The organism is Streptomyces sp. col6 (genome assembly GCF_008042035.1).
Lineage (GTDB): Bacteria > Actinomycetota > Actinomycetes > Streptomycetales > Streptomycetaceae > Streptomyces.
Genome location: NZ_RDBL01000014.1, coordinates 108,085 through 125,204, shown reverse-complemented (window position 1 = coordinate 125,204; position 17,120 = coordinate 108,085). Strand labels below are relative to the sequence as shown.

18 protein-coding genes are annotated in these 17,120 nt (G+C 71.9%); 9 read left to right on the top strand and 9 right to left on the bottom strand.

Annotated elements, in window-relative coordinates:
* Nucleotides 1-15: 15 nt before the first annotated feature.
* Nucleotides 16-579, top strand: a complete 564-nt coding sequence (locus EAO73_RS24360) for a hypothetical protein (protein WP_147973713.1) — start codon at nucleotides 16-18, stop codon at nucleotides 577-579.
* Here EAO73_RS24360 and EAO73_RS24355 read toward each other — a convergent pair.
* Complete coding sequence (locus EAO73_RS24355; protein WP_147973712.1) at nucleotides 527-1,663, bottom strand: O-antigen ligase family protein; 1,137 nt, start codon at nucleotides 1,661-1,663, stop codon at nucleotides 527-529. The genes EAO73_RS24360 and EAO73_RS24355 overlap by 53 nt on opposite strands.
* Before the next feature lie 194 nt (nucleotides 1,664-1,857).
* Between EAO73_RS24355 and lnt the strand changes: the two genes are divergently transcribed.
* Nucleotides 1,858-3,453 carry an apolipoprotein N-acyltransferase gene (gene lnt, locus EAO73_RS24350; protein WP_147973711.1) on the top strand — a complete coding sequence of 532 codons (1,596 nt, stop codon included), beginning with the start codon at nucleotides 1,858-1,860 and terminating at the stop codon, nucleotides 3,451-3,453.
* A 29-nt stretch (nucleotides 3,454-3,482) separates the two neighbouring features.
* On the top strand, nucleotides 3,483-3,965 hold the full coding sequence (locus EAO73_RS24345; protein ID WP_147973710.1) for an NUDIX hydrolase: 483 nt from the start codon (nucleotides 3,483-3,485) through the stop codon (nucleotides 3,963-3,965).
* Between the two features lie 56 nt (nucleotides 3,966-4,021).
* Here EAO73_RS24345 and EAO73_RS24340 read toward each other — a convergent pair whose 3' ends face one another.
* Nucleotides 4,022-5,407, bottom strand: a complete 1,386-nt coding sequence (locus EAO73_RS24340) for an MFS transporter (protein WP_147973709.1) — start codon at nucleotides 5,405-5,407, stop codon at nucleotides 4,022-4,024.
* A 270-nt stretch (nucleotides 5,408-5,677) separates the two neighbouring features.
* Nucleotides 5,678-6,961, bottom strand: coding sequence for an epoxide hydrolase family protein (locus tag EAO73_RS24335; protein WP_147973708.1), 1,284 nt, complete (start codon nucleotides 6,959-6,961; stop codon nucleotides 5,678-5,680).
* Nucleotides 6,962-7,023: 62 nt separating this feature from the next.
* Here EAO73_RS24335 and EAO73_RS36075 point away from each other — a divergent pair, with 62 nt between their 5' ends.
* The 4 genes from EAO73_RS36075 to EAO73_RS24310 all read left to right on the top strand — a co-directional run bounded on the left by EAO73_RS36075 (nucleotide 7,024) and on the right by EAO73_RS24310 (nucleotide 10,705).
* Entirely contained in the window at nucleotides 7,024-8,220 is a 1,197-nt protein-coding gene (locus EAO73_RS36075; RefSeq protein ID WP_191134205.1) for a helix-turn-helix domain-containing protein, read from the top strand.
* A 123-nt stretch (nucleotides 8,221-8,343) separates the two neighbouring features.
* A complete protein-coding gene (locus EAO73_RS24320) occupies nucleotides 8,344-9,720 on the top strand; it encodes a diaminopimelate decarboxylase (RefSeq protein WP_147973707.1) in 1,377 nt (458 codons plus the stop codon).
* Nucleotides 9,721-9,797: 77 nt separating this feature from the next.
* Nucleotides 9,798-10,268, top strand: coding sequence for a MarR family winged helix-turn-helix transcriptional regulator (locus tag EAO73_RS24315; protein ID WP_147973706.1), 471 nt, complete (start codon nucleotides 9,798-9,800; stop codon nucleotides 10,266-10,268).
* A 2-nt stretch (nucleotides 10,269-10,270) separates the two neighbouring features.
* Nucleotides 10,271-10,705, top strand: coding sequence for a hypothetical protein (locus EAO73_RS24310; RefSeq protein ID WP_147973705.1), 435 nt, complete (start codon nucleotides 10,271-10,273; stop codon nucleotides 10,703-10,705).
* A gap of 400 nt (nucleotides 10,706-11,105) precedes the next feature.
* Here EAO73_RS24310 and EAO73_RS24300 read toward each other — a convergent pair whose 3' ends face one another.
* From EAO73_RS24300 to EAO73_RS37150, 4 genes are all read right to left on the bottom strand, one after another.
* Nucleotides 11,106-11,744, bottom strand: a complete 639-nt coding sequence (locus EAO73_RS24300) for an aspartate/glutamate racemase family protein (RefSeq protein WP_147973703.1) — start codon at nucleotides 11,742-11,744, stop codon at nucleotides 11,106-11,108.
* A 20-nt stretch (nucleotides 11,745-11,764) separates the two neighbouring features.
* Nucleotides 11,765-12,118 (bottom strand): GNAT family N-acetyltransferase, encoded by a 354-nt coding sequence (locus tag EAO73_RS24295; RefSeq protein WP_147973702.1) that lies wholly within the window; start codon nucleotides 12,116-12,118, stop codon nucleotides 11,765-11,767.
* A gap of 30 nt (nucleotides 12,119-12,148) precedes the next feature.
* Nucleotides 12,149-12,574, bottom strand: a complete 426-nt coding sequence (gene panD / locus EAO73_RS24290; RefSeq protein ID WP_147973701.1) for an aspartate 1-decarboxylase — start codon at nucleotides 12,572-12,574, stop codon at nucleotides 12,149-12,151.
* Between the two features lie 790 nt (nucleotides 12,575-13,364).
* Complete coding sequence (locus tag EAO73_RS37150; protein WP_147973700.1) at nucleotides 13,365-14,186, bottom strand: SAVMC3_10250 family protein; 822 nt, start codon at nucleotides 14,184-14,186, stop codon at nucleotides 13,365-13,367.
* Between the two features lie 401 nt (nucleotides 14,187-14,587).
* Between EAO73_RS37150 and EAO73_RS24280 the strand changes: the two genes are divergently transcribed.
* Nucleotides 14,588-15,004: an ATP-binding protein gene (locus tag EAO73_RS24280; protein ID WP_147973699.1), complete on the top strand. Its 417-nt coding sequence runs from the start codon at nucleotides 14,588-14,590 to the stop codon at nucleotides 15,002-15,004.
* 13 nt (nucleotides 15,005-15,017) lie between these two features.
* Here the strand turns inward: EAO73_RS24280 and EAO73_RS24275 are convergent, their stop codons facing one another.
* A complete protein-coding gene (locus tag EAO73_RS24275) occupies nucleotides 15,018-15,368 on the bottom strand; it encodes an STAS domain-containing protein (protein WP_147973698.1) in 351 nt (116 codons plus the stop codon).
* Between the two features lie 283 nt (nucleotides 15,369-15,651).
* Between EAO73_RS24275 and EAO73_RS24270 the strand changes: the two genes are divergently transcribed.
* Nucleotides 15,652-16,602, top strand: coding sequence for a helix-turn-helix transcriptional regulator (locus tag EAO73_RS24270; RefSeq protein ID WP_147973697.1), 951 nt, complete (start codon nucleotides 15,652-15,654; stop codon nucleotides 16,600-16,602).
* A 145-nt stretch (nucleotides 16,603-16,747) separates the two neighbouring features.
* Here EAO73_RS24270 and EAO73_RS24265 read toward each other — a convergent pair whose 3' ends face one another.
* On the bottom strand, nucleotides 16,748-17,107 hold the full coding sequence (locus tag EAO73_RS24265; protein WP_224756429.1) for a fructosamine kinase family protein: 360 nt from the start codon (nucleotides 17,105-17,107) through the stop codon (nucleotides 16,748-16,750).
* Nucleotides 17,108-17,120: the final 13 nt, after the last annotated feature.

The window sequence follows — 17,120 nt, the reverse complement described above, 5'->3', positions numbered from 1 at the left end:
AGTACGCTGCTGGGCATGAGGGAGCACCCCGGAGAACCGAAGCGCACCGGAACCGGAACCCACTCGCAGGTCTGGGTCGGCCGGGCCACCAACCGCACCCAGTGGGTCCTCGCGGCGCTGGGCGCCGCCTGCCTGGCCCTGGGCATCCAGCTCGCGGTCAGCTCCACCTGGACCTCCGGCATCGCCCCGCTGCTGATGTCGGTGATCGGCTGCATGGCCGCCGGACTGCTCATGCTCTTCGGTACCCTCGCCTTCGTGAACGTGGCCGTCCGTGTGGATGGCGACGCCCTGGAGGTGCGCTGCGGGCACATGGGCCTGCCGCGACGCCGCATCCTGCTCACCCATGTGGTGGCGGCCGACTTCGCGCCCCAGGTGACCCCCCGGCAATGGGGCGGCTGGGGCTACCGCTGGCGTCCCGAGAAGGGCACGGCCGTGGTCGTGCGCCGGGGCGAGGGGCTGGTGCTCCGGCTCGGCGACGGCCGCACCTTCACCATCACGGTGGACGACGCCGAGGCGGGCGTACGGTTCATCCGCGCCCGCCTGCATCTGCCGTCCTCCGGCTTCCCGGCCGGGGCCTGACCTCCGGCCCCTCCGCCGCGCCGTACGGTTCGTCCCCGTCCGGTCCGCACGGCCGGCCCGCCCCGATCGGGCGCCTGGCCGACGCCAGCCCGGCCAGCAGCCCCGCTCCCGCCGTCACCGGTGTGAAGCTCAGCGCGTTGCCCACACTCGCCAGCGCGGCCAGCGCCGTGAGCGCCGCCCCCGCCGTCAGGACCACCGCCGTGGAGCGCGGCGAGCGCCACAGCGCGTACAGCAGCCAGCCGAACGCGGCGCCCAGCAGCACCACCCCCACCACCCCCTGCTCGGCGGCCTGCTGCCACGGAGCCGAGTGCGGCTTCCCGTCCGAACCGAGGCTCTGCTGCGCGGTCGGGCTCAGCTCGTCGAAGCGGCCGGGACCGACACCGAGCACGGGATGCCCCTCCGCCAGCCGCGCGGCGTCCTGCCACAGCTCGACCCGGTTCCGGGTGAGCGGGCCCTCCAGGGAGACCGCGAGCCCGTCGGGCAGCACCTCCTCGGCCACGGCCCACGAGGTACCGACGAACAGCCCCGCCACCAGTGCGAGGCCGACGAGACCGGGCAGCCGGCGCCGCGTCCTGGCGGCGGCCAGCGAGCAGATCAGCACGCCGAGCGCCGCCGCGAACCCGGCCACCGAACCCAGCACCAGGGAGACGGCGGCCGTACCGAGGGCGAGCAGCCGCAGAGCCATGCGCAGCGGCCCCCTCCCGGCGGCCGCCGCCGCACAGCAGGCGGCACCGGCGGCAAGGACCAGCAGCGCGGCGGCGGCACCGGTCTGGCCGGGCGTGTGGTCCCCGGTAGCCGTCGCTCCCGGCATGCCGTGACGCCAGACGAGGGCCAGGAGAAGGGACACCAGAGCGGCGCTTGCGGCGGTGGCCACCGGCAGCAGCGTGCCGCAGATGCGCCCGCAGGCGAAGCCGGCGGCGACGGCGAGCAGCGCGAGCAGCACCCCCTCCGGCCTGGTCTCACGCCCTGCCGCGCTGATCAGCGACCAGATCGCACAGGCGGCGAGGATCAGCGCCCCGGCGGCGTCGGAAGCGGCTGTGCCCTCGGGCGTCCCGGCGCGGTCCCGCCCCATTGTTTCAGCCATCACGTCCGTCCCCCGGCCTGTGACCGTCCCGTACGCGAGGGCCGGAACCGGCCCGTCGGCGGGGGACTGGCGCACAGGCTAACGGCCACGCCGGGCATATGGGCAGAAGATGCGGAGAAATGATGCGGTGGTCGGGATTCCGCCATCGGGACAGGGCTCCCCGGCCCACAGCCTGCCACCGTAGACTCCGCCGGGTGAGCACCACCATCGCCCAGGTCGGCGAACCGCAGAGCCCCGCCCCCGCTTCCCGGACGGGCGGCTTGCCGAAGCGCCTCGTACGGCCGGCGGCCGCCGTCCTCTCCGGGGTGATGCTGTATCTCAGCTTCCCGCCCCGGCCCCTGTGGTGGCTGGTTCTGCCCGGGTTCGCCCTGCTCGGCTGGGTGCTGTTGGAGCGCCGGGCACGTGCCGCCTTCGGGCTCGGGCTGCTCGCGGGGCTCGGCTTCATGCTGCCCCTGCTGCACTGGACCGGCGAGGAGGTCGGCCCGGTGCCGTGGCTGGCCCTCGCCGCGGCCGAGGCGCTGTTCATCGCGGTCGGCTGCATCGGCATCTCCGCCGTTTCCCGGCTGCCCGGCGGACCGCTGTGGGCGGCCGCGGTGTGGACGCTGGACGAGGCGGTCCGCGCCCGGGTGCCGTTCGGCGGCTTCCCCTGGGGCAAGATCGCCTTCGGTCAGGCGGACAGCGTCTTCCTGCCGCTCGCCGCGCTCGGCGGCACCCCCCTGCTCTCCTTCGCCGTGGTGCTCTGCGGCTTCGGCCTCTTCGAGGCGGTACGCCGCTTCCTCCACTACCGGACCGCCGGCGAGCTGCGTCTCGGGGCCACCGCCGTGGCGGCGGCCACCGTCCTCGTACCGGTGGCGGCGGCCTTCGCGTCTCTGCCCCTCGTGGACGACTCCGCCGAGGACGGCACCGCCACCGTCGCCGCGATCCAGGGCAACGTGCCCCGCCTTGGGCTCGACTTCAACGCCCAGCGCCGGGCGGTCCTGGACAACCACGCCAAGCGTACGGAGCAGCTCGCCCGGGACGTGAAGGCCGGCAAGGTCCCGCAGCCGGACTTCGTCCTGTGGCCGGAGAACTCCTCCGACCTCGACCCCTATCGCAACCCGGACGCGCGGATCGTCATCGACGACGCCGTCAAGGCGATCAAGGCCCCGACCGTCATCGGCGCGGTCGTCGAGCCCGACACGGGCCCCCTGCGCAACACCCTCATCCAGTGGGACCCGGACAAGGGCCCGGTCGCCACGTACGACAAGCGTCACATCCAGCCGTTCGGCGAGTACATGCCAATGCGCTCCTTCGTCCGCATCTTCAGCTCGGACGTCGACCGCGTGCAGCGCGACTTCGGCCCCGGCAAGAAGGTGGGCGTCTTCGACCTCGCGGGCACCTACACCGGACTCGTGACCTGCTACGAGGCCGCGTTCGACGACGCCGTACGCGACACGGTCGAGCACGGCGCCCAGTTGATCGCCGTCCCCAGCAACAACGCCACCTTCGGCCGCAGCGAGATGACCTACCAGCAGCTCGCGATGTCCCGGGTGCGCGCGGTCGAGCACAGCCGGTCCGTCGTCGTCCCCGTCACCAGCGGGGTCAGCGCGGTGATCCGCCCGGACGGCACGGTGGTGCAGAAGACGAAGATGTTCACCCCGGACGCCCTGGTGGACGAGGTGCCGCTGCGCTCCTCGCTGACCCCGGCGACCCGGATGGGGCCGCTGCCCGAGGGCATCCTGATCCTGCTCGCGCTCGGAGCGCTCGGCTGGGCGGGCGCGCGGGCGGTGCGCGCACGGCGTGTCGGCTGAACGGGCGGCACGCCGCGTAGGGTCGGCACATGGCCATTCCTGACTTCATCCGCGAGATCCGTGCCACCGCCGGGCAGCAGCTGCTCCTGCTGCCCGGTGTCACCGCCGTCGTCTTCGACGACGAGGGCAGAGTGCTGCTCGGCCGGCGTGCCGACAACGGCGAGTGGTCCGTGATCGGCGGAATCTCCGAGCCGGGCGAACAGCCCGCGACGACCGCGGAGCGCGAGGTCTACGAGGAGACCGCCGTGCGCTGCGTGGCGGAGCGGGTCGTCCTCACCCAGGCGCTGCCCGCCATCCAGTACGACAACGGCGACCGCTGCCAGTTCCTCGACATCACCTTCCGCTGCCGCGCCACCGGCGGCACGGCCCGGGTCAACGACGACGAGTCGCTGGAGGTGGGCTGGTTCCACGTCGACGCGCTGCCGGAACTGGCCGAGTTCGCGCTGCTGCGGATCAAGCACGCGCTGACCGACGGACCCACCTGGTTCGAGTCCACCGCCGGCCCGCAGTAGACGCGAGAAGCCGGGCGGGCCGCACGCGGCCCGCCCGGCTTCTTCGTTCTCGGGGATCAGACGCTGTGCGCGGCGTCCCGGGGCGCCTCCTCCACCGTCCCGGATCCGGACCCGGGCCCGACGTCCGCGAGGTCCCGGTGCCGGGTCTCCTTCGCGCAGACGAGGGCCAGCACCGTGAGCAGCGCGGCGGCGATCACGTACAGGGCGATGGGCGTCGAGCTGTCGTAGTCGGCGAGCAGGGCCGTGGCGATGAGCGGTGCGGGCGCACCGGCCGCGACGGACGAGAACTGCGCGCCGATCGAGGCGCCCGAGTACCGCATCCGGGTCGCGAACAACTCCGAGAAGAACGCCGCCTGCGGCGCGTACATCGCCCCGTGGAAGAACAGCCCGACCGTGACGGCCAGCAGCAGGTTCCCGAAACTCCGGGTGTCGATCAGGGCGAAGAACGGGAACATCCACAGCCCCACGCCGACGGCCCCCACCAGATAGACGGGCTTACGCCCCACGCGGTCGGAGAGCGCGCCCCACAGCGGGATCACGGCGAAGTGGAAGGCGGAGGCGATGAGTACGGCGTTGAGGGCCGTCTGCTTGCTGAGGTCGGCGGCGGTCGTCGCGTAGACGAGGATGAACGCGGTGATCACGTAGTAGCTGATGTTCTCCGCCATCCTGGCCCCCATGGCGACCAGCACATCGCGCCAGTGGTGCCGCAGGACCGCCACGACCGGCATCTTCTCCGCCGTGTCGGAAGCGGCCTTCCGCTCGTCGGCGCGGGCCAGGGCCTCCTTGAACAGAGGGGATTCGTCGACAGAGAGACGAATCCACAGACCGATGATCACGAGCACCCCGGACAGCAGGAAGGGGATGCGCCAGCCCCAGGACTCGAACGCCGCGTCCGAGGTCAGTGCCGTGAGCGCCGAGAGCACCCCGGTCGCCAGCAACTGCCCGGCGGGCGCACCGGTCTGCGGCCACGACGCCCAGAACCCGCGCCGCTCCGCGTCCCCGTGCTCGGACACGAGCAGCACGGCTCCGCCCCATTCACCGCCGAGCGCGAACCCCTGCACCAGCCGGAGCAGGGTGAGCAGTACGGGTGCGGCCACCCCGACGGTCGCGTGCGTCGGCAGCAGCCCGATCGCGAAGGTCGCCCCGCCCATCATCAGCAGGCTGAGCACCAGCAGCTTCTTGCGCCCGAGCCGGTCGCCGTAGTGCCCGAAGACCAGCGCCCCGATGGGCCGGGCTGCGAAGCCCACCGCGTAGGTGAGGAAGGACAGCAGCGTTCCGACGAGCGGTTCGGAGTCCGGGAAGAACAGCTTGTTGAACACCAGCGCGGCGGCCGACCCGTAGAGGAAGAAGTCGTACCACTCGATGGTCGTGCCGATGAGGCTGGCGGCGACGATGCGCCGCAGGTGCGAGGGCGGTGAGGGAGCGGATGCTGCGTCGGCCATGGGTACCACTTCCGGACGGTGGGCGGGGACGGGGACGTGTCGCCACACCGTAGGAAGGAGCAGGTCAGGGGCGTATGTGGCGGGACACCACAGTTCTTGGCGGGGGTGTGCGCGGGGGCACCATGGAGCCGGTGCCGGGGTCTTCGACGAGGCCACGAAGGACGCGCTTGTCCCTGTCCGCGACGGTCACGCCGTCAGGGAAGCCGTCAAAGGCGACCCGGTACGGCCCATCGAAGGGTTTGCGAGCCCGCCGGGGTGGGGTCGGGGCGGTCAGCGCAGCGGATGGAAGAAGCCGCGGACATCGCCGACGAGTTGGTCGGGGGCTTCCATGGACAGGAAGTGGCCGCCGGTGTCGAGTTCGATCCAGCGCACGATGTTGTGGTCGCGTTCGGCCCAGGGGCGCACGGTGACGTCGTGGGCGGAGAGCAGGACGCCGGTGGGGACGGTGCTGCGCCGGCCGGCCGCCCAGTCGCCCTCGCCCCACTCCTGGCCGTCGCCCTGCCCGCCGGCGCTCCAGTCGGCTGCCCCGGCCGATGCGTCGTCGGTGCCCGAGTCGCTCTCCGCGCCGCCCCAGTCGCCGCCATCGCTCCAGTCGTTGGCGGAGATGGTCTCGTAGTAGACCTGGGCGGCCGAGCCGGCGGTGGCGGTCAGCCAGTACAGCGAGATGCTGGTGAGGAAGCGGTCGCGGTCGATGGCAGCCTCCGGCAGGCTGCCTTCGGGGTCGGTGAGTTCCTTGAACTTCTCCACCATCCAGGCGAGTTGCCCGGCAGGGGAGTCGGTCAGGGCGTAGGCAACGGTCTGCGGGCGCTTGGAGTTGCACTGCAGGTAACCGTCGTTGAAGTTCTGCATCTTCTGCCAGCGGCGCCGGTCGCCCTCCGAGAGGCCGTCCATTTCGCCCTCGGCGCCGACCGGGAAGGTGACCATGGCGTTGAGGTGGATGCCGATCACCTTGTCCGGGGCCCGCTTGCCGATCTCCGGGGCGACCCAGGAGCCGGTGTCGTAGCCCTGAACGCCGTAGCGGTCGTAACCGAGTCGCTCCATCAGCTCGACCAGCAGCCCGGCCATGCGGGCGGGGCCCATGCCGGGGCCGGCCAGCGGAGTGGAGAAGCCGAAGCCGGGCAGCGAGGGGATGACCAGGTGGAACGCGTCGGCCCCCACGGCTGCGCCGTCGCCGCCGTGCGCGGCCGGGTCGGTCAGCGGGCCGATGACGTCGAGGAAGTCGGCGAAGGTGCCGGGCCAGCCGTGCAGGAGCAGCAGCGGGGTGGCCTCCGCATGCGGGGAACGCACGTGCAAGAAGTGCAGGTTCTGGCCGTCAAGGGTGGTGGTGAACTGCGGGTGGGCGTTCAGCCGCGCCTCCTGGGCGCGCCAGTCGAAGGTGGTCGCCCAGTAGGCGGCGAGTTCCTTCATGTACGGCGCGGGTACGCCGCGGCTCCAGCCGACGCCGGGCAGTTCGGCGGGCCAGCGGGTGCGGGCCAGACGGTCGGTCAGGTCGTCGAGGGCGGCCTGGGGAATGTCGATACGGAAGGGCTTGATGTCTTGGTTCGTGGCGTCCATGCGTCGACCGTAGGATGCGCTTAGGACGATTACGGTCCTAAGCAGCGGGGAGGCTGGGCCGCATGGTGAACGCCTCCGCGCGGCTGCTGAAGCTGCTCTCCCTGCTGCAAGCCGGCCACGACCGTACGGGCAGCGATCTCGCCGGCCGGCTCGGCGTCAGCGCCCGCACCGTCCGCCGCGACATCGACCGGCTGCGCGAGCTCGGCTACCCGGTACAGGCCCTGCAGGGAACGGCCGGGTACCGCCTCGGCGCCGGCGCCGCGATGCCACCCCTGCTCCTGGACGACGACGAGGCCATCGCCGTCGCGGTGGGGCTGCGCACCACCGCGGGCAGTTCGGTCGCCGGCATCGAGGAGACCGCGCTGCGCGCACTGGCCAAACTCGAACAGATCCTGCCCGCCCGGCTGCGCCACCGCGTCAGCACCCTCCAGTCGGCCACCGCCCACGTCGCGGCGACCGGGCCCGCCGTCGACCCCGGCATCCTGATGACCCTGGCCGAAGCCTGCCGCCGCCGCGAACGCCTGCGCTTCGACTACACCAGCCCGCACACCGGCGCCGGCCGCCGCGACGCGGAGCCGCACCACCTGGTCAGCTTCCACCGGCACTGGTACCTGATCGCCTACGACACCGACCGCGATGACTGGCGCGCCCAGGAGGCGCGGCTGAACGCCCACCCGCAGTTCACCACCACCCTTGACGGCCAGAACCTGCACTTCTTGCACGTGCGTTCCCCGCATGCGGAGGCCACCCCGCTGCTGCTCCTGCACGGCTGGCCCGGCACCTTCGCCGACTTCCTCGACGTCATCGGCCCGCTGACCGACCCGGCCGCGCACGGCGGCGACGGCGCAGCCGTGGGGGCGGGGGTGCGGGGCTCGTACGACGAGGCCCTGCTCATCGTGCGGGTGCTGCGCGAGCGGGCGGAGGCGGGCGGCGCGCAAAGGTCGGCGGACGCCGCGGGCGTGGGCCCCTCGCTGGACGTCGCCCGGGTCCTGGACGCGGCCCGGCCGGTCTGGGAGGCGGGGAAGGGGCCCGTGCACGAGCTCGTACGGACGGACCTGGCGGCGGGCGGCGAGCTGGTCCGGTCGCTGGCGGCCTACCTGGAGGCATCCGGCGATGTCGCGCGGGCGGCGGCCCGGCTGGTCGTCCACCCCAACACGCTCCGCTACCGGGTGCGGCGCGCCAAGGAACGGTTCGGGGTGGACCTGGAGGACCCCGACACCAGGCTGCTGGTCACGCTCGCCGTCCGGCTCAGCGGGTAGGTTGCGGTCTGACCGTACGGCAGCGCGCCCATCCACAGCTCTTGGCCGGACCGACAAACAGGCTCACCGTTCTTGGCCGTCCCGACAGAGACCTCGGGGGCACCCATCACCGACTCTGGCTCCATGAGCCTCTCCTCGCCCTCCGCCGCCCCGATCCCCTCCGCCTCGGCCCCGTCCGCGCGTGTCGCGGCGGTCGTCCGCCACGCCGTGGCCGCCGGCCTGCTCGGCGAGTCGAGCCCGGTCGTCGGCTTCATCGACACGGACGGCGTACGCGCGTCGGTCGCCGCCCTGCACGAGGCGTTCCCCGGGGTGCCCGCCGTGCTGCACACGTTCGCCGCGAAGGCGTCCTCGCTGGTGCCCGTGCTGCGGCTGCTGGCCAGGTGCGGCATGGGCTGCGAGGTCGCGAGCCCCGGTGAGCTGCGGCTCGCGCTGGACGCGGGGTTCGCGCCGTCGAAGATCGTCCTGGACTCCCCCGCCAAGACGCGTGAGGAGATCCGCCGTGCCCTGGCCGTGGGCGTGGCGATCAACGCCGACAACCTCGACGAGGTGGCCCGGATCGCCTCGCTGCGGCCGGCGGACGCGGTGTCCGCCATCGGCCTCCGGGTCAACCCGCAGGTCGGCGGCGGCTCCATCGGAGCGATGAGCACGGCCACGGCCACGTCGAAGTTCGGCGTGGCGCTGCGCGACCCCGGCGCGCGCGAACAGGTGGTGAAGACCTTCGCCGCGTACCCCTGGCTGACCCGGCTGCACGCCCATGTCGGTTCGCAGGGCTGCTCATTGGAGCTGATCGCGGCCGGGATCGGCGAGACGTACCGGCTGGCCGAGGAGATCAACGAGACGCTGGGCCGCCGGCAGATCACCGGGCTCGACATCGGCGGCGGCCTCCCGGTCAACTTCGACGACGACGAGGTGCGTCCCACCTTCGCCGCCTACGCCGGGGCGCTGCGGGCCGCCGTGCCCGGCCTCTTCGACGGCCGGTACGAACTGGTCACCGAGTTCGGCCGGTCCCTGCTCGCGAAGAACGGCTTCATCGGCGCGCTGGTCGAGTACACGAAGGACGCGGGCGGCCGCCGTATCGCGCTGACCCACGCGGGCGCCCAGACCGCCACCCGTACGGTGTTCATGCCCGACGCCTGGCCGCTGCGGGTCGGCACTTTCGACGCCGATGGGCGGCCCCTGGACCGGCCCCTGGTGGTCCAGGACGTCGCGGGGCCGTGCTGCTTCGCCGGGGACGTCGTCGCGCACGCGCGGGAACTGCCCGAGCTGCGGGCGGGCGACTACGTGGTGCTGTACGACACGGGGGCGTACTACTTCTCCACGCCGTGGTCGTACAACAGTCTGCCGCGCCCGGCGGTGTACGGGTTCGACGTCGCCGCCACAAGCGGGCGCGAGGAGCCGGCGGTGCGGTTCGCGCCGGTGCGGGACGCCCAGTCGCTGGACTCCGTCTCCGCCGAGAGCGGTCTCGCGCACGTCGACGCCCTGCTGGATCTGCGGGACTGAGACAGCGGGCCTTCGGGCCTCCATGACCTCGCCGAATTTAGTAGCCATGGACATAGTAGCCATGTATGGTATTCGTCATGAGCAACGCGATCGAGGGCGCGACCCCGGGCTTCCTGGTCTGGCGCCTGTCCATGAAATGGCGGGTGGCCATCGACCGGGGCCTGGCCCCGCTCGGCCTGACGCACGCGCAGTATTCGCTGGTCGCTTCCCTGTCGGGGATGGAACACGCGGGGCTGCGGCCGAGTCAGCGCGCCCTGGCGGACCACACCGGACTCGAAGCGCTCTACGTCTCGAAGCTGGCCCGCGCCCTGGAATCCGCCGGGCTCGTCGAACGGACCACCGACCCGGCGGACAGCCGGGCGGTCCTGCTGTCCCTGACCGAGAAGGGCCGCGAGACGACCGGCCGCGCGGTCACGGTGGTCCGGCAACTCGTCGACGGGCTGCTCGCCCCTCTGGGCGGTATCGGCGGCGCCGGTACCGAGGCGTTCACCGAGGCGCTGACGGCCCTGCTCGATGTGCCCGTTCCCCCTGTTTCCCGCGAGGAGTAATCATGGCTACCGCACCCGCAGTCAACGGCCAGGTCATCGGCATGGCCCACTACGCCACCCGCGCCCTCGCCGAACGGCTCCTGCCCCGGGGCACCACCTTCAACGAGGCCCTGGCACTCAACGCCGCCGAAGCCGCGGGCGGCACCATCGAACGCGGCGCGCTGACCGGGCGTCTCACCGGCGCGGTGAAGCTCGGCCTCCCGGCGGCGGAGGCCACCGTCACGGCGCTGACGTCCGCCGGGCTGCTGGAGGAGCGGCCCGCGGACCTGCTGGCGCTCACTCCCGCGGGCGACGCGCTGGTCCAGTCGTACAAGGCCGGCGTCGCCGACATCGCGGCAGCCCTGTACGGGGACCTGCCGGCCGACGACCTGGCCGCCGCGGGCCGGATCCTGACCGAGGTGACGGCGCGGGCCGACGCGATGCTGGCCGCCGGCTGACCGCGCGCCCCCGGTCAGCCCACGGGTGACGGCTCCGGCTCGGGCGGCGGCACCGGGTCGGGGTTCGGCGAGGGCGGCTGCGGGATCGGATCGGGCGCGGGGCCGGGCGGTGCCGGCGGATTCGGCGCCGGGGGCGTGGGCGCCGGCGGGGTCGGCGCGGGCGGCGTCGGCTCCGGCAGCGGACCCGGGGTCGGCCCCGGCGGCACGGGGTCGGGGAACGGATGAGTCATCTCGGGCTCCCAACGATCGGGGTGGATCTCTCTTCCACCGTCTCCCGGAGCGGCTGCCCGCGCCCGGCGAGCCCACACGTACGAACGAAGGAACGCCGCCCGGACGACCGGTTCGGGCGACAGCCGGGCCCGCCCGGCGACGGCCGTCACTCAGCGCTCCGACCGCCCCTTCAGCGCCCCGCCGCCGCCACCGCGGCGGCCAGCCCGCGGCGGGGGCTGGACAGCACCTGGATCGCGGTCGTCGTGCGCTCGGCCGCACCCGCCATGGAGCCCTGGGCGAGCACGATGACGTCCGCGTCGCCCACCGCGTCGGCAGCGGCGGCCACAAGGTCCAGGAAGCCCTCCTGGTCACCGGCCACGAAGCGTTCCCAGGCCCCCTCCACCAGCACGGTGCGTACATCCGCTCCGGGCAGGCCGGCCACACCCGCCTCCTCGGCGAGAAGCGCGCGGGTCGGCTCCAGGGTGGAGGCGAGGGCGGCCAGGACGGTGACCCGTCCCGCACGGACGGCCGCCGCGGCCATGGGCCGGTCGACGCGCAGGACCGGGATGCCGAGGGCGACCCCGGCGGACTCGGCCACGGCACCGATCGTCGAACAGGTGCAGAGCACGGCGTCCGCCCCTTCGGCGGCGAGCCCCGCGATCAGCGACTCCACGTCGTCCCCCACCGCCTCGGGCCCCAGCTCCGCCGCCCTGGTCAGCAGCTCCTCGTGTACGAGATGACGCAGGACGGTCCCCGGGTGGTCGGCGTCGCGCAGAGCGTCGAAGACCGGGACATGGACCGGCGAGGTGTGCAGCAGCGCGAGCGTCACGGCGGACACGTCCTTCCGGCTCAGTACAGCTCGGGGTGCGAGGCGAGCTGTGTCTTGGCGCGCTCAACCAGGGCGTCCGGCGCCTCGGGGGCCTCGTCGGGATGGCGCGAGGCCCACTTGGCGGCGTACGGGCACAGCGGAACGACCGGCACTCCCTCGCGCCCCGCCATGGCGTAGAACTCCCTGACCAGGGCACCTCCGATGCCCTTGCCCTCGTGTCCGGGCTCGACGACGGTGTGGACGGCGACAAGCCCGGCGGGCTCACCGTCCATCACGAAGTACGCGATGACCCCGACGGCCTCGCCGTCCTCGAACGCGGACAGCCGGCCGGCCGCCCGGTCGTCACGGATCTCGGGCCCGGTCTGCTCTGCCATGCGGATTGCTCCCTTGCTGGACGAGCCGCCTCAGCGCGCCGCGGGCACCGCGTGCGGGCTGCGCTCGGTGTCACTGCCCGGCACGGGCGCGGAGGCGTCGGCACCGAGTGCGACGATGCGGTTGTCCGCGTCGACGTGCACGATACGCGGGACGAGGGCGCGCGCCTCGGCATCCTCGACCTGGGCATAGCTGATGAGGATGACCAGGTCACCCGGGTGCACGAGGTGGGCGGCCGCACCGTTGATCCCGATCACACCGGAACCGCGCTCGCCCTCGATGACGTACGTCTCCAGCCGGGCACCGTTGTCGATGTCCACGATGTGCACCAGCTCACCGGGCAGCAGATCCGCGGCCTCCATCAACTCGGCGTCGATGGTGACCGAACCCACGTAGTGCAGGTCGGCCTGGGTGACGGTGGCACGGTGAATCTTGGACTTGAACATCGTTCGTATCATCGAGGTACTCCTGGGCTCAGGCTCCCTGCCTGCGTATCCGCAGGTCAAGGGCTGGTTGGCCACTCTACAACGAGTAGCATGTCCGGGCAGCATTCTTCAGGTTCTTCAGGACTCATGCTGACCGCTTGCCGCTTCCTGGCGCCTCATCAGGCGACGTTCGGGGTTGCCCGCACGCTCCCCCGCCCCCCATCCCGGCGCCCACGCAATCTTACGTAGCCCCCCGCCGGGAGCCCTCGTGATCGCCGTCACACCATGAGCGCCCCGAAGCCTGATGCCCACGAGCTCCTGCTCCCGAGGGGACCATCGCGGGGGCGCGGTCACCCTGATGGCTTACCGGGAGACACGTCGTGGCTTTCAGCTGTCGGAGGTGCGCGGGCCCCGGGTAGCCGGCTTCATCCCGGCCCTTGCCGCGCAGCGCTTGGGTGACGCCGCGGAGCCACCGTCCGGAGCCGCTCCTTCAGCTCATCCCGGTCTGCGCCACGAGTCTTGTTGGCAGGGCAGAGGGCAATGATCGCGCTGGGGTAGTCGCGTCCACCTGCAGCATGGTTGTCGATGTGGCCGACTTCGAGGAGCGGTACCCGTCGTGCCATACGGCAGATCCGGCCGAAGACACTCCTGGGTTTCACAACGGCATTCGCGGCGTCCGGGAATTGCCCGTCTCGCGCCGTCGTCCCGTTCGCGGCGCTGTGCCGTCGTCTCGCAGCGGACCGCGGGCCTTCCGGGGGCGTGACCCGGGCGCTGACTGGCGCTCGATGGCGAGCGGGCACGGGCGGGTGGCACAGGATCCGAATCAACGCGCCGGCGGGTAGACCCGGAACTTCCGGGGCCATCGGCGCCGCGCGGGTTGCGGCACCAAGGCGCCCTCCCGCGGAGGTGGGGCAATCTCAACGTACAATGGGGTCGCCACGATCAGCCGGTGCTGCCCGTCCACCGCTTCGAAATTGCACAGGACTCGGGCGTGGCCGTGCACGTGAACGGGTCCTTGTCGCCAAGAGACCATCATGTCGTGGGCCACTCTGGCCGCGTACTCCTGCACTCCTCGCGGAGTGCGTGCCAGGGATTCGGGAAGAGCTGTCTCACCACGTTCCTCCATGCCCACCAACTCGGCAGCCATGTCGTGCAGCCAGTCCGATCCGGATCCCATCCGAGTCCGGGGTTGGTCTTCCTCCCCGATGACATGCCGCGCAGACCCGCAGAGCAACACCTCGACGCCAGAACACTCGGATTCTCCTGTGAACCCGGGGCACAGCAAGGGGTTCTCGTGCGACGTGAAGGTGTACACCCCCTTGTCGTGCAGACCCCAGTCCCGGAGGCGGGGGCCTCGGTGAAACGGGCCCGAGAACTCCATCCACTCATACGCTCCTACGGAACGACACGAGGCCGGGACCGCCGTGTGCGCCGTGCATGTCTTCGCGAGATGCGTGATCGCCGTTTCCAGATCGGGACCCTCGGACTCACCGGAACCGGCCGAGCCGGACTCCCCGACTGCAACGCGGCCCCCGACACCGAACGCCGTCGTCTCAACCTCGAAGGAACGGCTCCCGAGGGGACTCTCCGGACCACCATGGAAATGCCGGAGTTTCGGTTGTGAAAGATAGAGCAGGTCCCGCATGCGACCCTCGCAACTCGACCGATCAGCAGCATCACGAGCATACCGATCGATTCGGAATGGGTGCGTGGTCGCCTCCAGCAGAGGAGCAACCCGCACAGCAGAGAAATCCGGACGGCCGGCCGGCTCGTAGGACCCTACTGGAGTCCACGACCGAGGTGACGTGGCCCCTCCGTCGTCTGCGGATCTTCGAGGAAATGCTCACCGCGGCCGGCGGGTCGGGCCAGGGGCTGCTGCGTGACATGAGCGCTCGACTCGCGGCAGGCGGACTGCCTGTGTTTCGTAGCGGTGCGCCTGGGCCGTGTCCGGAAAGTCCCGCCGACAGCCGCACGTCGGTATAAGTCCTCGATCAGTGGGCAGGCGGGTGCACGACGACGTAACGGCTGACGGGCGGTGGTGAGAGCGTGACCGAAGAGCTTGTCGGGGCTCCCGCCGCCGTCGGCTCCGAGATCCCTTCGAACCCGGCCGAAGCGCGCGACAAGGTCGACTCCCTCCTGCGCACCCGCTTCTTCACCGGTGACGGGGAGAGCCGGGACGACGTCGTCTGGGCGGACGCCCTGTTGGTGACTTCGGAGCTGGTCACCAATGCCTACCGGCACGGAGGCGGACTCACGAATTTCTCCGCATGGATCGAGGGCGACGAACTCGTCATGTCGGTCGCCGACAGGAGCACCGCTCCTCCTGTCCTCCGCTTGCGCGCGCCGGGAGACTTCACCGCGGGTGGTTTTGGCTGGCCCATGGTCAATCGACTGGCGAAGCGCCTGTCGGTGGTCTCGACCGACACCGGTAAACGAATCGACGTCGCTGTACCTCTCACCTAGGGCGCCGCACCGCTCAGGTCTCCCCCGGGCCGCTCCCGCTCAGAAGGAGACCGGTGGAGTCGGTGACTTCCAGAAGACGGCGCACGACCGGGGATGGTTCGTCCACCACGAGCAGTGGGTCGCGGAAGTGACCGAGGAGCGCACGCAAGAAGGCGACGTCCGCGAACGTGACGGCGGAACAGTCGACCACGATGTGAGAAACCCGCGCTCGCCGGGCCCGGTCCAGCACCTGCGTCAGGAGGCTGGTGGTGACCGCGTCGAACGTCCCCCGCGCGTACAGCACCCAGCGGTCTGCTCTCGCGTCCTGGTCCACCGAAATCTCGGCGCACTCGCCGGGGTGCCGAGTCGTGTGATGTGTGAGCACTGCGGGCCCCCTCCGGTGCAAGCCGTCCCGGCGACCCCTGGAGTGGGCCACCCGGTCCGTCCCATGCCCCCACCCTCATCCCACATACGCACGTCTCCGTACTTCCGGCCCATCCTTCGCGGCAGAGGCTCCGGCGTTTCGCTTTTCGTCCTTCGTGAACTCCGCGGCCTCCGGGACCGGCGCATCCGCGGGTCCGCACCGACTCCGCAACGCCGTGAAGCGGGCCGGACGGCGCCGTACGATGAGGCGGGCCGTCGCACCGAAGGCCGGGCGGGAGACGAAGGTGGAGACGGAGCGTTTCGACAGCGGCAGCCTGACCGCGACGGAGGAGTTCCTGTCGCGGGCGTACACACCGATGCGCATCGGCGGCCGCCCCCACGACACCCGGACGCGCATCGTGCGGACGGCTGCCGAGGGCCTGACCGTCGACCGCCTGGCCTTCGGCTACACCATGTCCTACGACGCCGAGCCACTGGGCCGGGTCTGCTTGATCACCGTGCACAGCGGCAGCATGGTGGACACCACCGACGGCCGCGACGACGTCTACGGTCCGGGCGAGAGTTTCCTCATCGCTCTTCCCGACCGGCCCTACACCGGCGCTCTGCACTCCGCGCGCTACACCATCACCATGTTCGATCCGTCGGTGCTCGACCAGGCCGCCACTGTCGGCGCCCGCACTCCGGCCGGACCGGTCCGCTTCACCGGTCACCGGGCGCTCGACGCAGACGCCAACCGCCGCTTCGGCAGCACCGTCGCGTTCCTGCGTGACCAGGTCCTGACGGCCCCTGCCCCGGATCCCCTCGTCGTGGCCACCGCCACACAGCATCTGGCCGCTGTTGCCCTGACTGCTTTCCCCAGCACGGCGCAGCAGGAGGGGCACCACCGCATCGACGGCAGGGACGGCAATGCGGACACCTTGCGCCGGGCGAAAGCGTTCATCGAGGAGAACGCCCACCGCGCCGTCGGCCTGTCCGAGATCGCGGCCGCCGCCTTCGTCACCCCGCGCGCCGTGCAGTACGCCTTCAGCCGGCACGCCGGCATGAGCCCCCTCGCCTACCTGCGCCGCGTGCGCCTGACTCGCGCGCACGACGATCTGCGGACCGCCGACCCCGCCACGTCCAGCGTGACCCGGATCGCCGCCCGTTGGGGCTTCGCACATGTCGGCCGCTTCGCAGCCGCCTACCGCGGGCTGTACGGCGTGACCCCTGGCGCGACTCTCCGCGCCCGCGGCTGAGCAGGCGGCCGGGCTTCGCGCAGTCGCACCGGCGACGAGAGACACCCGCAACGGGGCGAGTCGTCCAGCCGCCGGCGCACCGCCCCTTCTCCTCGCGACCGGCGTTCAGGCGACGCGGGCGTCACTCCGCTCCGCCCCGGCCGGCTCAGGACAGCCGCCGGAACGGCGCGAGCGCGGCTCGTACGAGGTCCGCGGTACCCCAGTCCGGGGAGAACTGCGCGATGACCGCGAGGTGTTGCCGCAGTTGCAGGATCGGCATCCGGGCACGCCAATCGCGGTCGAGCCCGGCCAGTTCCGCGTACACCTCGAAGAACACATGTGCCTCGGGCGGAGGCGCTGTCGTCCAGAGATGGGCCAGATCGACTTCCGCCCACGTGTACGACACCGCGGGATCGATCAGCGCGGGGCGCCCGTCGGGGCCGGGGTGCCGCGTGGCGGTGTGCTGACGGGCGAGCGCCTGCGCGAGTTGCTCCCAGACTTCGGTGTCACGTCGGGGCCGCAGCACGGACAGGCGAGCG

Excerpts from the sequence above, each read along its gene's own strand:
- EAO73_RS24360 (WP_147973713.1), top strand. The coding sequence starts at position 16 with ATGAGGGAGCACCCCGGAGAACCGAAGCGCACCGGAACCGGAACCCAC.
- EAO73_RS24355 (WP_147973712.1), bottom strand. The coding sequence starts at position 1,663 with ATGGCTGAAACAATGGGGCGGGACCGCGCCGGGACGCCCGAGGGCACA.
- EAO73_RS24345 (WP_147973710.1), top strand. The coding sequence starts at position 3,483 with ATGGCCATTCCTGACTTCATCCGCGAGATCCGTGCCACCGCCGGGCAG.
- EAO73_RS24340 (WP_147973709.1), bottom strand. The coding sequence starts at position 5,407 with ATGGCCGACGCAGCATCCGCTCCCTCACCGCCCTCGCACCTGCGGCGC.
- EAO73_RS24335 (WP_147973708.1), bottom strand. The coding sequence starts at position 6,961 with ATGGACGCCACGAACCAAGACATCAAGCCCTTCCGTATCGACATTCCC.
- EAO73_RS36075 (WP_191134205.1), top strand. The coding sequence starts at position 7,024 with ATGGTGAACGCCTCCGCGCGGCTGCTGAAGCTGCTCTCCCTGCTGCAA.
- EAO73_RS24320 (WP_147973707.1), top strand. The coding sequence starts at position 8,344 with ATGAGCCTCTCCTCGCCCTCCGCCGCCCCGATCCCCTCCGCCTCGGCC.
- EAO73_RS24315 (WP_147973706.1), top strand. The coding sequence starts at position 9,798 with ATGAGCAACGCGATCGAGGGCGCGACCCCGGGCTTCCTGGTCTGGCGC.
- EAO73_RS24310 (WP_147973705.1), top strand. The coding sequence starts at position 10,271 with ATGGCTACCGCACCCGCAGTCAACGGCCAGGTCATCGGCATGGCCCAC.
- EAO73_RS24295 (WP_147973702.1), bottom strand. The coding sequence starts at position 12,118 with ATGGCAGAGCAGACCGGGCCCGAGATCCGTGACGACCGGGCGGCCGGC.
- panD (WP_147973701.1), bottom strand. The coding sequence starts at position 12,574 with ATGATACGAACGATGTTCAAGTCCAAGATTCACCGTGCCACCGTCACC.
- EAO73_RS37150 (WP_147973700.1), bottom strand. The coding sequence starts at position 14,186 with ATGCGGGACCTGCTCTATCTTTCACAACCGAAACTCCGGCATTTCCAT.